General features: G+C 60.1%; 12 protein-coding genes and 2 pseudogenes. 1 reads left to right on the forward strand and 13 read right to left on the reverse strand.

The annotated features are described in order from the left end of the window. Positions 1–70 precede the first annotated feature (70 nt). Positions 71–730, forward strand: a complete 660-nt coding sequence (locus DFO50_RS10120) for a TetR/AcrR family transcriptional regulator (protein ID WP_112692446.1) — start codon at positions 71–73, stop codon at positions 728–730. Between the two features lie 66 nt (positions 731–796). Here the strand turns inward: DFO50_RS10120 and mdcH are convergent, their stop codons facing one another. From mdcH to DFO50_RS19985, 13 genes and pseudogenes are all read right to left on the reverse strand, one after another. Beyond that, a complete protein-coding gene (gene mdcH / locus DFO50_RS10125) occupies positions 797–1,723 on the reverse strand; it encodes a malonate decarboxylase subunit epsilon (protein ID WP_112692447.1) in 927 nt (308 codons plus the stop codon). Then, positions 1,720–2,361, reverse strand: a complete 642-nt coding sequence (locus tag DFO50_RS10130) for a malonate decarboxylase holo-ACP synthase (protein WP_112692448.1) — start codon at positions 2,359–2,361, stop codon at positions 1,720–1,722. The genes mdcH and DFO50_RS10130 overlap by 4 nt, the downstream gene beginning before the upstream one ends. A 44-nt stretch (positions 2,362–2,405) precedes the next feature. Further along, positions 2,406–3,386 (reverse strand): AEC family transporter, encoded by a 981-nt coding sequence (locus DFO50_RS10135; RefSeq protein ID WP_028498963.1) that lies wholly within the window; start codon positions 3,384–3,386, stop codon positions 2,406–2,408. 119 nt (positions 3,387–3,505) lie between these two features. Next, positions 3,506–4,330 (reverse strand): biotin-independent malonate decarboxylase subunit gamma, encoded by an 825-nt coding sequence (gene mdcE, locus DFO50_RS10140; RefSeq protein WP_107890074.1) that lies wholly within the window; start codon positions 4,328–4,330, stop codon positions 3,506–3,508. Then, on the reverse strand, positions 4,327–5,172 hold the full coding sequence (locus DFO50_RS10145) for a biotin-independent malonate decarboxylase subunit beta (protein WP_233495235.1): 846 nt from the start codon (positions 5,170–5,172) through the stop codon (positions 4,327–4,329). The genes mdcE and DFO50_RS10145 overlap by 4 nt, the downstream gene beginning before the upstream one ends. 14 nt (positions 5,173–5,186) lie before the next feature. Beyond that, complete coding sequence (locus DFO50_RS10150) at positions 5,187–5,498, reverse strand: malonate decarboxylase subunit delta (protein WP_028498960.1); 312 nt, start codon at positions 5,496–5,498, stop codon at positions 5,187–5,189. A 15-nt stretch (positions 5,499–5,513) separates the two neighbouring features. Continuing rightward, entirely contained in the window at positions 5,514–6,368 is an 855-nt protein-coding gene (locus tag DFO50_RS10155) for a triphosphoribosyl-dephospho-CoA synthase (protein WP_199489797.1), read from the reverse strand. Continuing rightward, positions 6,368–8,035: a malonate decarboxylase subunit alpha gene (gene mdcA / locus DFO50_RS10160; protein ID WP_028498958.1), complete on the reverse strand. Its 1,668-nt coding sequence runs from the start codon at positions 8,033–8,035 to the stop codon at positions 6,368–6,370. The genes DFO50_RS10155 and mdcA overlap by 1 nt, the downstream gene beginning before the upstream one ends. A 121-nt stretch (positions 8,036–8,156) precedes the next feature. After that, positions 8,157–9,089 (reverse strand): LysR family transcriptional regulator, encoded by a 933-nt coding sequence (locus DFO50_RS10165; protein WP_112692450.1) that lies wholly within the window; start codon positions 9,087–9,089, stop codon positions 8,157–8,159. A 751-nt stretch (positions 9,090–9,840) separates the two neighbouring features. Then, positions 9,841–10,301 (reverse strand): annotated as a pseudogene (locus tag DFO50_RS19525) (transposase); the annotation flags it as partial. 143 nt (positions 10,302–10,444) lie between these two features. After that, complete coding sequence (locus DFO50_RS18850) at positions 10,445–12,241, reverse strand: hypothetical protein (protein ID WP_146745046.1); 1,797 nt, start codon at positions 12,239–12,241, stop codon at positions 10,445–10,447. A 226-nt stretch (positions 12,242–12,467) separates the two neighbouring features. Next, positions 12,468–13,581: pseudogene (locus DFO50_RS10180) on the reverse strand (IS3 family transposase). A gap of 44 nt (positions 13,582–13,625) precedes the next feature. Further along, on the reverse strand, positions 13,626–13,922 hold the full coding sequence (locus tag DFO50_RS19985) for a transposase (RefSeq protein WP_112692481.1): 297 nt from the start codon (positions 13,920–13,922) through the stop codon (positions 13,626–13,628). Between the last annotated feature and the right edge of the window lie 66 nt (positions 13,923–13,988).

Here is a 13,988-nt window from a genome sequence, read left to right on the forward strand (position 1 = left end):
ACCATGATATAGGAAACGAACATCGTTTCCTATATCATGGTCGTCATTGCCCAATGCCGAGGAACCCCCCATGCCCCAACCGGAAAAAGGACTGCGCGGACGGCCGCCACGACCAGAAGAAGACGTAAGACGGGCGCTGCTGCAAAGTGCCATGGACGTGTTGCTGGAAAGCGGTTATGAAGCCGCCACGATGGAGGCGATAGCCAGGCGCGCTGGCGTGGCCAAGAAAACCGCCTATCGCCATGCCGAGAATCGACAGGAACTGATCGGTCTGGCGGTTCGCCAGTGGACGGATGGCTATGCGCCGTCCATGCAGATGGATCCGCAGGACACGGGTGACGCTGCGCAAGCACTCCGGGCGATTCTGGAAAACGTCTGCATGCAGGTACTGTCCGAAACCGCTGTTCGCGTCTTCCGCCTGCTGACGACTGAGTTTCCCGGCAAGCAGGAACTCCTGGACAGTTACCAGCGCAATGGGATTGAACGTGGGCAGATGCTGCTTTCCGGTTGGCTCGAAAAACAGTCCCGCAAGGGGCTTTTGCATGCCCCGGAACCGGCCGTGCTGGCCAAAGCCATTCTGGCAATGGCAGTGGCCGAACCGCTGCGCCAGATGGCGCTTGGCATGATGCCCCCCCTGCCGGAAGGATCAGTCGCGGCGCATCTCGATGCCTGCATGGATGTGCTGTCACTTCTGATCGCTCGGCCTGGCAGTCCATCCCTGGCCGGATGAACGGCCATCGAACGCCTCTCCGGCAGACCCGTTATCGAGGCGAAGCTCATCGTTCGGCCTGCACAACTACAGCCGCGAATGCAGGGCCAGCACAGTGGCCAGCGGCGCCTGGCACAGCGAGACGGCCTCGCCACCATCGGCAAATACCGGCCGGCACAGCGAGGTCAGCGTGGCGCCCGGCAGGGCTTCGATCGCCAGACTGGCACCGCGTTCGCGGGCATGGGTGGCGGCATCGTGCCAGTGCACCTGACGCGCCATGTTGAATGCCAGGTCGTCCCGGATCGCGTCGGCCTGGAAGAGCGCCCGCGCACTGCTGGCGCTGACATACGTGCAGCGCGGCGGCGAGACGGTGACACGATCGAACGCCGCCCGCATCTGACTGGCCGCCCCGGACAACAACATGCAGTGCGAGGGCACGCTGATGGCAATACGATGCACCTTGCGCGCATGAAAGTCGCGCACGGCCGCTTCGGCAAGACGGGCGAGCCCGTTCTCATGCCCGGCCACGACAATCTGCTCGGCCGAATTGATATTGGCCACGTAGACCGGTTCCTCCTCACGGAACTGCCCGGCCACCAGCCGTTCCACCTGGGCCAGCGACAGACCGATCACGGCACTCATTCCGTAGCCGGACGGATACGCCTGCTGCATCAGTGCGCCGCGCAGGCGCACCAGTTGCAGCGCATCGGCAAAGGTCAGGCCGCCGGCTGCGACGGCAGCCGGATAGGCGCCGATGGACAGGCCCAGCACCATGTCGGGCTCGCAGCCCGCGTCGGCCAGCAGGCGCGCCGAGGCCACGCCGGCGATCAACAGTGACAATTGCACTGCCTGTGTCGAACGCAGCGCATCGGCGGAATCCAGTTCGGACAGCCCCTGTCCCAGACCGTCACAGGCCTCTTCCAGTGTCCGGGTCACCTCGGGGTGGGCAGGCAGGGCATGCAGCATGCCGGGGCGCTGGGCGCCCTGGCCCGGGAAAGTCAGCAGGGTTGTCATGACGGGGTCTCCATCGTCCAGGGTTGATCGGTCAATTGCGGTCCACGCCGCGTTTTCACCAGTACGTGCGCGTCACCCCGCGCCCATTCGCGCAGTGCCAGCCCACGATCATCCGGCAGGATGAGCTGCACATCGCAATGGCAGGCCGGCAGCTCGAATGCCGCCAGCAGTTGCCGCGCGGCTTCGCGGGTCAGGGGTTCAGGCGCGTACAGCACCATGTCGAGATCGCTGCCGACGCTGACGGTATCCGCGCCCGTGGCCAGTTCGTAGGCCACACTGCCGGCCGGCCCCCAGTCGAAGGACAGCGACAGGCGATCGCGCAGCGCATCCCACGCCTGCAACGCCGGCAGGGTGCCGCGCCCGGCCCGCGATGCATGCATTCGCAGTGCCGTGGGCCGCACGCGGCGAACGATGGCAGCCTGCGGGACGGCAGTGCCGTGGCGTTCGGCACGCGAGTGCCCGCGCAAACCGACGGCCACCCATCCCGGTGCCACCTCGGCACGGCGCACCACCAGCGGATGCGCCGCACGCACCCTGCCCTGTGCCCAGGCCGGGAGGCCGGCAAACCACCCGGGCAGGCGCGTGGCGATATCGGCCTGCAGCCACACCAGTTCATGTACCAGATACGCTTCGGGCATCTGTACCTCCTGTCCGATAAAAAGCCCCCGGCCCTGTTCAGGCATTACGGCTGCAGCAGCGGTGCCGTCAGCACGATGAACAGCGGAATCGTCACAATGAATGCGGCGGTACTGACCAGCAGTGCCCCTTCTCCATCGGGCGACTGGATGCCATAGCGGTTGCCGAACACCACACCAAAGAAGCCGGCAGACAGGGCGACCAGCAGCACACCCGCCACGACGATGACCGGATCCAGGCCGAACGCGAGAGCGATCCCCCAGGCGATGAACGGCTGCACAAGGTTCTTCAGCACCGCGCTGAAAATCACCACGCCATTGATCTTGAGCTTGCGGGCCGACAGGATCACCCCAGTCAGGAACAGCGCGGCGGCCAGCGAAGCGGCGCCAAGCGGCTTGAATGCCACCAGCAGCAGCTCCGGTGCCTTCAGGTCAGCCGCACCCAGCAGTGCCGAACCGATCACGCCAAGGATCGGACCGAACACCAGCGGCTTTTTCATCGAGGCCCACATCAGGCGCGGCAGGGCGCTGGTCATCGGCAGACGCGGCGCGCCACTGGCCTGGGCCTTGGCCGCTTCCAGCATCATCAGGCAGATCGGCGTCATCAGCACGGAGCCGCAGGCAATGGCGATGGCCACATTCAGCGACGTCGTCGCGCTTTCCCCCAGCACACCGTTGAGAATGGGCAGGCCCAGGGCCGCATAGTTCGGCAAGGCCACGGTCAGCGACAGCACCGCCGTATCGCCAAGCGGCTTGCGGCACACTTTTGCAGACACGAAATACACAATGGCGTACACCACCCACATCGACAGCGTCAGTACCGCAACCAGCGGCACCTGCTTGACGATGCCGGCCCACGGCGTTTGCACCGTGGCCAGGAACAGACCGCCAGGCAGGGCGAAGTCCATCAGGAAAATGTTCAGGATCGCCACATTGGCGTTGTCGACCAGCTTGGCCTTGCCGGCCCAGTAGCCGAGCGCAAGGATGACGAAAATCGGTGCAAGCGCCTTGAGAATGAAATAGCCCATGGCTGTCTCCAGATAGAGGGGTTATTGGCTTCCCGCACGCATGCGGGTCCCCGCAGCACGGCGTGAAGCGCCGTGCCGTTGCAGGCAGTACGGGAAGCGGAGGGAAGTTTAAAGAGGCATCAGGCCCATTGCGCACGCAACAGCTGACGCACCCGGGCCGAAGCGGCCCGGGTCTCGGCGCCAAGACGGCAGGACAGGTCGCGCGGCGAGCTCAGGATGTCGGCAACGGCAGCGGTCAGCGTCTGGCGGACCTGCGACAGGTCGTCGGCAGTCGGTGCATCGGCCTGCTCCACGTCCAGCAGCTTCCACAGCAGGCCGAGCTTCGCGTAGTTGCCGATGTCGTAGGCCATCGGCGCCACCGTGGCAGCCAGCTTTTCCAGTTCCTCGACCGTACGCAGCGTGATGCGCGCCGCGGCGGCCTGGTACATGGCATGCACCAGCACCTTCGGGTCGTTGAGGGCGATCAGGCGGTTGGCCTGATAGCCATGGGCGAGGAAACCGCCCGACATGGCCTTGCCCACGATCAGCGCCACTACCGGGTGGCCTTGCTGGCGGGCATTCGCATACGCAGCGCCGGCAGCAGCCAGCGCCAGGTGAATGCCGAACGCCTCTTCGCGGCGACCATAGGCCTGGCTGCGCACGTCGACGACCGCGATCAGCGTCCGCTTGTCCTCACGGTCGGCATCGGCCTTGACCGCCTCGCTGACGGCCCGGGCGACGTTCCAGCCTTCCAGCAGCCCCACTTCGCCGTTTCTGGCGCGCGGGAAACGGTTTGCCGGATCCGGCAGCACGGCAATGACGCGAGCGGCGCGGCCAGCCAGTTCGATATCGGCGGCCTGTACCGAGTCCGGCAGCCCGGCGACCGGCGAACCGCCGGCGACGAGCGCCTCAAACCAGACCCGCCCGCGTTGCGACGCGGCGGTGTTCGTATGCTGTTCGCTCATGCCTTGACTCCTTTGCCAAAGATTTCACGTACCCGGGCGCTATCCGGCTGCGTATCGACATCGATACGGTCCAGCAGGGCCAGGAATTCGTCGATACGCTGGTCACGCGGCAGGGCCGGCACACCGGCTGCCGCCAGTTCACGCACGGTATCGACCATGCGTGCCACATCGTCCGCCACGTAACGGTCGGCCAGACCGGTGGCATGGCGCTGCTCGCCGCCGGACAGGCTCCAGATGAACGGCTTGTCCCGCGAGTCGTATTCGGCAATGCCCGCTTCCTGCTCGATCACCTGCGGACCGTTCAGCCCATAGCGCGCCTCGCGCGTCACCACCACATAGCTGCACAGCGCGGCAGCCACCGACATGCCACCAAAGCAGCCGACGGTACCGGCAATCACGCCGATCACCGGCTGATAGCGACGCAGATCGGCAATGGCAGCATGGATTTCGGCAATCGCCGCCAGCCCCAGATTGGCTTCCTGCAGCCGCACGCCGCCGGTTTCCAGCAGCAGCACGGCCAGGGTCGGGATACCGTTGCGATTGTCTTCCGCAGCCAGTTCGAGTGCGCCGGCCATCTTCGCGCCGGAGACTTCGCCCATGCTGCCGCCCTGGAAGCTGCCTTCGATGCCGAGCACGACGGCGCTCTGGCCATTGATGGTCCCGCGCGCCACCACCAGGCCGTCATCGGCCTGGGTCACGATGCCCTGCGAGGCCAGCCACGGCGAGGTCACACGATCGAACGGGTCCAGCAACTCGCGCATGCTGCCCGTATCCAGCAGCGCCCGCGCCCGTTCGCGGGCGCTCAGTTCAATAAAGCTGTCCGACAGCCGGTTTTTGCTCATGTCCATCGTGATCCTCACTTTCCGGCCGCACGGGCGACGATTTCCATGCCCTGCTCCAGGCGCATGCGCACGACGCCCGGCGTGGCGCCGAAGTCATTGATTTCGACCTGCATGGCGGCCTCCCCGGACCGCTCGGCGAACATCCGGTCGAACAGGGCCTGCCAGCGGCTGGCGGCACCATCCACCGAGGTGTTGACGACAATCGTGGTCCGGCCGGCGTGACCCGGCTCGATCAGGACCTCAAGATCGCCACTCCCGACCACGCCGACCTGCACGCGACCGGCCACCGGCTGTTGGGCCGGGTATTCAAATCTGATGGTTTCCATTCAGGACTCCCTCGTTTACATAGTGACTTGCCGCTCCAGCGCATCGAGAAACAGCGTGGCGGCCAGAAGGTCCGCCGCCCCGCCGGGCGATGCGTTGTGAGCCAGCATGTTCAGTTCAAGGCGGTACAACAGATGTTGTCCTTGCAGGCTGCCTGTGCCGCCAGCGCGCAGGATGTCGCGCGCCAGCGACTGAGCGTCCCGCAGCGCCGCCTCGCCACCGCGCGACAGCACGCAGGTGTCATGCAGGCGGGCAAGAATCGCAATCAGCGCATCGAGGCGGGCGACGTCTTCCGGCTGGCCGGCGGCGCGACTGGCGCGCAATGCCGGCAGACCGATGTCGATCACATGCGGAAAGGCCTGCTGCGCCTCGCCGCGCGCGCCCGGCACGCCATACCGCGTGCGCATGCGTTCGCCGTTGCTGGCCTGCGGCTGACTGAAGCGGTCCGCCAGGCAAGCCAGCGAGGCCGCCCGCCGGGCGACATTCGCCGCCATCAGATCCGCCGGCTGCATGGCGGCAGCCGCGCTCAGCAGCCCCAGTGCCCAGATGGCACCCCGGTGGGTGTTCACCCCGCCGGTGACGCGCATCATGTCGGCCTCGGCCTCGCGACCGATCCGGCCCACCGCTTCGCGCAGCGCCAGATCGGCTTCGGCATGGGCCGCTGCCTCGCCCATCCGGGCAAAGCCGTCATACAGGGCATGGGCCGAGCGCCGCATCAGATCCAGCGTCAGATCACGGTGAGCGCCGCTGCCGCGCTGGTCCACCAGGCCCGGCTTCGGCGTCAGTTCCGCCTCGTCGACCAGGGCACGGACGGCCAGGTCAGCGATGCGCAGCGCCAGCGGCACCGAGCGATTCAGGACGAATCCGTTCATTACCAGCTCCGGAAACGGGCCGGCGGGTTGTAAAGTCCGTCGGACCATTCGACCAGCTCGGCGATGCTCTTGGCCGCCAGTTGCGAGCGCGTGGCTTCGGCCCGGTCGACGCCAAGGTCCTCCGGCAGGGCAATCAGGCCCTGACGGCGCATCTCGGAGGTCTTTTTCGGGTCATGGCGCATGCCGATTGGCGTGACACCGGCCACTGCCGCGATCATTTCGCGTCGTTCTTCCAGCGAGCGGGCCTTGTACAGATAGGCAATGCCTTCTTCGGTCAGCACGTGGGTCACGTCGTCGCCGTAGACCATGACCGGTGCCAGCGGCATGCTGGCCGCCTTGGCCACATCGATGGCATCGAGGCTTTCGACAAAGGTAGGCTTGTCGCCGGGCTGGTAGGTTTCCACCATCTGCACGACCAGCTTCTTGCCGCGTTCCAGCGGGTTGTCGGTCTGCAGCAGGTCGAGCCAGGCCGGGGTCGCATGGCGGCGGCCACGCGGGTCATGCCCCATGTTCGGCGCGCCCCCGAAACCGGCGATCCGGCCACGGGTCACGGTCGAGGAATGCCCGTCGGCATCCATCTGCAGTGTGGAGCCGATAAACATGTCCACCGCGTACTGGCCGGCCATCTGGCAATAGGCGCGGTTGGAGCGCAGCGAACCGTCCGCGCCGGTGAAGAACACGTCGGGACGCGCGCGGATATACTCTTCCATGCCGAGTTCGCCGCCGAAGCAGTGCACGCTCTCGACCCAGCCCGATTCGATCGCCGGGATCAGCGTCGGGTGCGGGTTCAGGGTCCAGTGCTTGCAGATCTTGCCCTTCAGACCGAGCTTTTCACCGTAGGTCGGCAGCAGCAGTTCGATGGCGGCGGTATTGAAGCCCAGGCCATGGTTCAGTGACTGCACCTGGTGACGCTCGTAAATGCCGCGGATCGCCATCATGGCCATCAGCACGTGCACGGGCTTGATCAGCCGCGGATCACGGGTGAACAGCGGTTCGATAAAGAACGGCTGGTCGGCAACCACGACAAAATCCACCCACGAACCCGGGATGTCGACGCGCGGCAGTTCGCTCTCGTCCTCGACCAGCTCATTGACCTGGGCAATGACGATACCGTCCTTGAACGCGGCGGCTTCGACAATGGGCGGCGTGTCTTCGGTGCTGGGCCCGGTATACAGATTGCCGTGACGGTCGGCCTTGTAGGCGGCGACCAGGGCCACGTTCGGGATCAGGTCGACGAACAGGCGCGCATACAGTTCGATGTAGGTGTGAATGGCACCGATTTCGAGCAGATCGTCCTCAAGCAGCTGGCTGATGCGCAGGCTTTGCGGGCCGGAGAACGAGAAGTCGAGCTTGCGGGCGATACCGCGCTCGAACAGGTCGAGGTGCTCCGGGCGTCCGACGCTCGGCATGATCATGTGCAGATCATGCAGCTTGCCCGGGTTGACCCTGGCCAGTGCACGCGACAGGAAATCGGCCTGCTTCTGATTGTTGCCTTCCAGGACCACGCGGTCCCCCGGCGCAATCAGGATTTCCAGCGCTTCAACGATCCGGTTGGTCGGAATGACCCGACCATTTGCCAGTTTGCCGAGGGCTTCGAGCCGGCGTTTTTTCTCATTACGCCGCCCATTCCATACCGGTGCCTGGCTAGACGCCTGGGTAGTGTCCATGTCTGCTCCATGCGGGATTGATGTGGACGCACATTAATCCCGCATATTTGGAGCTTCAATTAAGCTCAACGTGATTTCGTTAAGCTTGGCGTAATGGACTCAGATGGCCCGACCTCGCCTGTCACTCGGCATGGGCTTGCGGATAAAGCTGATTGGCCGTCATCCGGCATGCGGCGGCCAGCGACAGCAGATTGGCATCGCGCTCGCGCGCATGCAGGTAGACCAGACCGATCTCTTGCCGCATGCGGTAGCGCGGTGCGAGCGGCACCAGTTTCACCCGGTCACCAAACACCCCGCGCACCCGCCCTGGCAACAGGGTATAGCCGACCCCTCCCGCCACCAGGTTCATCAGCGAGTAGATATCACCGACACGCGCCACCACCTTCGGGGAAAAACCGGCCACATTGAACGCGTCCTGAAACCGCCGGTAAGTGACAAAGCCATCGGACAGCGAAACATAATCGACGTCGGAAAAAGCCTGCAGATCAATGGTTTCGGCATCGGCGAACGCCGAATGGCCCGGCACGGCGAAAAACACTTCATCATCGAACAGCGGCACGCACTCGAATTTCCCGTCACCTTCCTCGAAGCCCATGATGGCAGCGTCGATCTGGCCGGCCAGCAATTTGGCCCTCAGGCTATCGTTGGAGCCGAGCACCAGCTCCACCTGCAGCGCCGGGCGGCGTAATTTGAGATCCATCAGCACCTGCGGCATCACCTGGGACGTCAGCGAATACAGGGAACCGATACGCAGCAGCGAGGAGGACAGTCCGGCTTCCTGCCGCGTCATCTCCATCCCGCGCTCCATATGCTCGATGACCTCGCCGGCCACCTGCGCCAGCACCCTGGCCGCCTGCGTGGGCACCAGATTGCGCCCTTCGTTGCGAAACAGCGGACACCCGAGCCCTTCTTCCAGCGAGTGCAGCGCACGATGGATGCTGACAGCCGTCGTCTCCATCTGCTCCGCGATTCTGGCCAGATTGCCGGTCTGCATGAAGGCCAGCAGCACCTCCAGCTTGCGGAAGGTAATTTTCTCGTCAATCCGTTCCTTCATCTGGAAACCGCCTCGCGCTGGGGTGAAAGTGAACGGCCGAATGTTCGGTGCCATGCCGATGCCACGTCAATGTTTACTCCGCCCGCTTGTGACGGAGGTTAAGTGAGGATGACGTCATCTGGTTGTTTCTGCTGTTGCAGGCCATGGGTTGTCTGCCGGTTTTTCCAGGTCATAAGGAGAGACTACCCCCCGCAGGTCACAAGCGATCATCCACATTTAAACAACAAAAACAAAGACTTGGGAAAAAACAACAAAGCTTCAATTTTGGGAAAACGTGAAAAGCAATCGACCTCTGACTACGAAGTAGCCCGCGAAAAGCTGCCAATTAGAGCAGTGCTTCATCAATCGTGCCGGCCAGAGCATGGCGTGTTTCAATTCTGAAAAAAGTACCTTTATGTCCATATTTTTAGGAGCCGGTTGTTTTTTCACCCTCTTTCCAACCTCCGTGCTTGCGGAAACGACGGCAGTGGAATAACGCGGCAGAAGATTCAAAAAGATAGCAGCATAAAATAATATGGCTAGCCGGCTTCGCCGTGTTCGATTTGAGAAATTTTGAGACCGAGTCAATATTTTTAAGCAATGAGCCAAGGATTACAGCATAGCCCACTAGCATCCAACCAGATATTTTTCCAAACCAGCACTCATACATTCAGCCATTGCCGTTAGAACATTAGCCAATGCATGTACTGCCACTTGCAGAAAAACGGGGTGATTTCCATGTCTGTCTAACGGAGAGGTGAGGAACAGCTGGGATGCGGCGCGCGCCATAGTGAATGCGCGTAGCGGCAATCTCGCGGATTCGCTGCCGCTCGGCGCGATCGTCACGAGGGTGAGGGCGATAAAAACAAGTCGCTTGCCGCAGTTTAACGACAGCGGTGGCGCGGCGAATGCTGACGCGGTACGCGTCGATCAGGAAGTTGGCCAGCTCGCGTTTGCGAGCCGGCTTCACCGCTTTTTCTGGATGACTTCCTGCAGCATCTGCTTGTCCAGGCTCAGGTCGGCCAGCATGCGCTTGAGCCGGGCATTCTCTTCTTCCTGCTGCTTCTAGCGGCGCAGCTCGCTGACGCCGAGGCCGCCATATTTCTTCTTCCAGTTGCAGAAGGTAGCCTCGGAGATGCCCATCTTGCGGCAGACCTCCGCGACCGTGGTGCCCGACTCCGCCTGACGCAGCGCGAAGGCAATCTGCTCTTCCGTGAACTTCGATTTTTTCATGACAAATCTCCTGCCCGGATGGGCTCAAATTTGCCAGAAATCTCTACTTTTCACCGCTACGGTTTTTCGGGAGGAGGTCAACGATGAGCAAACGGCATAATTATGAAGCCAAATAAAGCCTTGTAGTTTTTGATGTCTTGGTACTAGTGAAGGTCAATAGGATTAAAAGGTTGATACCATTTCTTCCTAGCTGAATCCCAGTTCTCCCAGTCTTTATCTCCTACTTTCCGCCTCAATTTATGTATCGCGGCCCCTCCATGAATCAGCATTTGGTCTTCATTCAGGTGGCTTTTGAGTTTGCATGAACGCAGCCCCAGAACAGGAGAGTTTGGCTTTACCTGGAAAGAATATACAGTATGATCGGCCCCAGCGTATCCCTTTGCTATTTTATAATCTAGGGCAACTGGAACATACTGATTTATTGGAGTATCTGTTGACCTAACACCAATTATCTGCATGGCCAATGCCATGTCACTTCTTTCATTTAGCAACACCTCTGGCCCATGCATTTCCCAAAAAGTATCCAAAGGCTTCCCTTTGCTTTTAATTTTTTCTATGCGTCTCTGCGCTTTTGAAAGTACCTGCCCTGCCTTAAAGGCCTCGATTTCCGCGGGGATATCGGTACCACGATAAACTACTGTATCTGGGTCGGTGACATCAATTTTTGTCATCCAGTCGCCACCAAGCTCAGATTTATAGTCTGCAATACTATCTTGCACATTTAGGCTGACATTTTTTTCCCGGGACACACGCTCCAGAATCGATACTATTTCCTGTTCGGTGCGACACCCTGCCTGTATCGCAGCATCTACCGTAACCACGGGTGAAGTACAGTACCCAGACGAATCTAATTCGTAGCCAAAATTGCAAGAATTGCTTCTAAACTCTCCCTCCGCACATTTCTTTGCTCTAGGAATGCAGCAAAAACCAAAAGGCCAATATACCGTTTCAAATTTCTTGCAAATACACCCACGTTGCCCGAGCCCACCGCATTTACCGTTAGAGCCCCCTCGACGGTGCTCACTAGAGAATAAATGCTCCATCCATAGGTCACTGTTTTCTGGAACGAGATTTTCTTCTCGTATATCAATGCCGTGCATACTTGCAGTACGGATCACATCCTGAATGGAGTTACTAGCCCGAAGTTGAGACCATTTACTGTAGTCTTGCATCATGTCATCCATTAATGCTCGAAATCCAGGACTCTGGGTCGAACTAGATGGAATGCAGTCGACAAGCATGGTACTATCCTGAAAATTTTTCCCGGTGAGGTTAAAGTCAAACCACACAATGCCATAACGTTGACATAGATCTTTGGCTGCAATGAATGCCATTCCAGGCTCCACTTCCTTCTTTGCAGAACATTCGCCTCCAGTCAGCCCAAAAACCTCTTCGTTACGCTTCCACATTTGATCACATGCATTATTTACATTAGGTTTCAATAGAATTGAAACATGCGATTTCCCCAGTAGCCTTTGCATAGAGAAATCGACTGTTTTATTAGCCTGCCCCCTTATTTTTATGCTGGTCTTTTTCGCTACAAACTCCATCTGGTATGCATATCTCGCACCACTCAGTTCCCATATTTCTACAAATTGTCCTGCTGTATTGAATGCTGCAAGCCCAATCGCCATTCGATTATCGATATAACTCAATGGCCAGTAGGTATACCCATTTGCAACCAGGACAGGACAAGATTCCGATAGAGCGATAGATTTATCATCAACTAAGCACGTAAGCTTTGTATTGGCTGGAAGGTTTTTTGGAGCAGCATTTATGCTTAAATTATTGATAGATGGCGGATTAAAAAAATCTTTTGCCGCTATTCTTTCCACTCCCAGAAAAGATAGAATTGAACAGAAAAATACTATCTTCATATTCATACCACACATAGAGTTTTCCCCTCCCCGTTTGGTTTCCTGATTATTTCGCTCGTTCATTCCGCCAAAAAATGCAAAATGAGTTATTTAATAACATATATTATGCTTTTGGATTAATCAATAAAATTCACCGACACCTTGCCCTGATCAGGTCGATCCTGAGGCGGGCCATGGCGCACTGGCAATGGATTGAGCGTGCTCCGGCTCTGGTGCTGCAGCGGGAGCCGAAACGCCGGGTGCGATTCCTGACCCGGCGACGTCACCCCGGATTCAGTAGCACTCAGCTTTAGAGCCCGGTGGTTAATGTTGCCGGTTTTCCGGCTAACTGCTTCGCATAGGCTGACGGTGTCAGCCCACCCAAACACCTCTTTGGTCTCTCGTCGTTGTACACCCGTCTCCACACCTCGATGACGACACGGGCGTGAGCCAAAGTGGTGAACCAGTGCTCGTTCAGACACTCGTCCCGAAACCGTCCGTTGAACGACTCGATGTAGGCATTCTGGTTTGGCTTGCCAGGCTCGATTTGCCGCAGCAGTACTCCGCGCTGATGCGCCCAGGTGAGCATGGCTCGGCCACAGAATTCCTTGCCATTGTCGGTCCGGATGATCTTGGGCAATCCTCGTTCCAGGCCCAACCGATCCAGCATGCGCGTCAGGGGATAGCCACTGATGGTGCGCTCCGCCACAACAGCGATCGATTCATGGGTGGCGTCATCAACGATGGTCAGACATTTGATTGCGCGTCCCTCAGCGGTGCGGTCGAACACGAAGTCCATCGACCAGACCTGGTTGGCAGCGTTCGGCCGGATCAACGGCTGGCGATCCGATATCGGCACCTTTTTGCGCTTTCGGCGCTTCACCTGCAAACCTGCAAACCTGCCTGAGCATAGAGCCGATCCACACGCTTGTGATTGACCCACCAGCCCGACTGCCGGAGCTTCAGGTAGATCATGCCCGCACCGTAACGGCGATAGCGTTGTGCCAACAGGATGATCTGCTCGCGCAGCGCCACATTGCCGTCAGGTCGAGGCTGATAGCGATAGGCGCTGGCACTCATGCTGGCAACACGTAGGGCATGCCGCTCGCTCAATCCTTGCAAGACCATATGCCGCACCAGTTCACGTCGTGCCGGTGCGGTCACCACTTTTTTTGCAGTGCTTCTTTGGTGACCTCATTTTCCAGCAAGGCATTCGCCAGCATGCGCTTGAGGCGCGTGTTTTCAGCCTCCAACTCCTTCAGACGCTTGGCGTCGGATACATTCATTCCGCCAAATTTGCTGCGCCACAGGTAGAAGCTTGCTTCCGAGAAGCCATGCAGCCGGCACAACTCCTTCACCGGCAGACCTGCCTCCGCTTCACGCAGGAACCCAATGATCTGCTCTTCTGTATACCGTTTTTTCATGCCCAATCTCCCTCACCACTAGGATTGGACTCTAGACCAGCGTGCTACTCAAATCTGGGGGGACGTCGCACCTCTCCCCGCTGCAGGCGGATCTCGATCAAGCGGCTCGTGGGCATCATGGCTGGCGGCACTCCGACTGGCACGAATGCCGGCGCGCTTGCCTGAGAGCGAGCGCGGTCGAGGCGAATCCACTTGTGCAGCAGATTGGCGTTGGCACCGTGTGACAGCGCTACCGCGGCAATCGAGGCGCCGGGCTGGGCACACTCGGCAACGATCTGCGCCTTGAGGGGTTTGGGATAAGAGCGTCGCTGGCGCAACGTGGGGAGTTCGGTCTTCGGCATGGTGTCCACCAAAAAGAGGTGGACACTAAGCAGGACTGAACATGGCCTCAAGATGGGTTGCCCGGG

Origin of the sequence: Microvirgula sp. AG722 (assembly GCF_003269145.1) — a bacterium.
GTDB classification, from domain to species: domain Bacteria; phylum Pseudomonadota; class Gammaproteobacteria; order Burkholderiales; family Aquaspirillaceae; genus Microvirgula; species Microvirgula aerodenitrificans.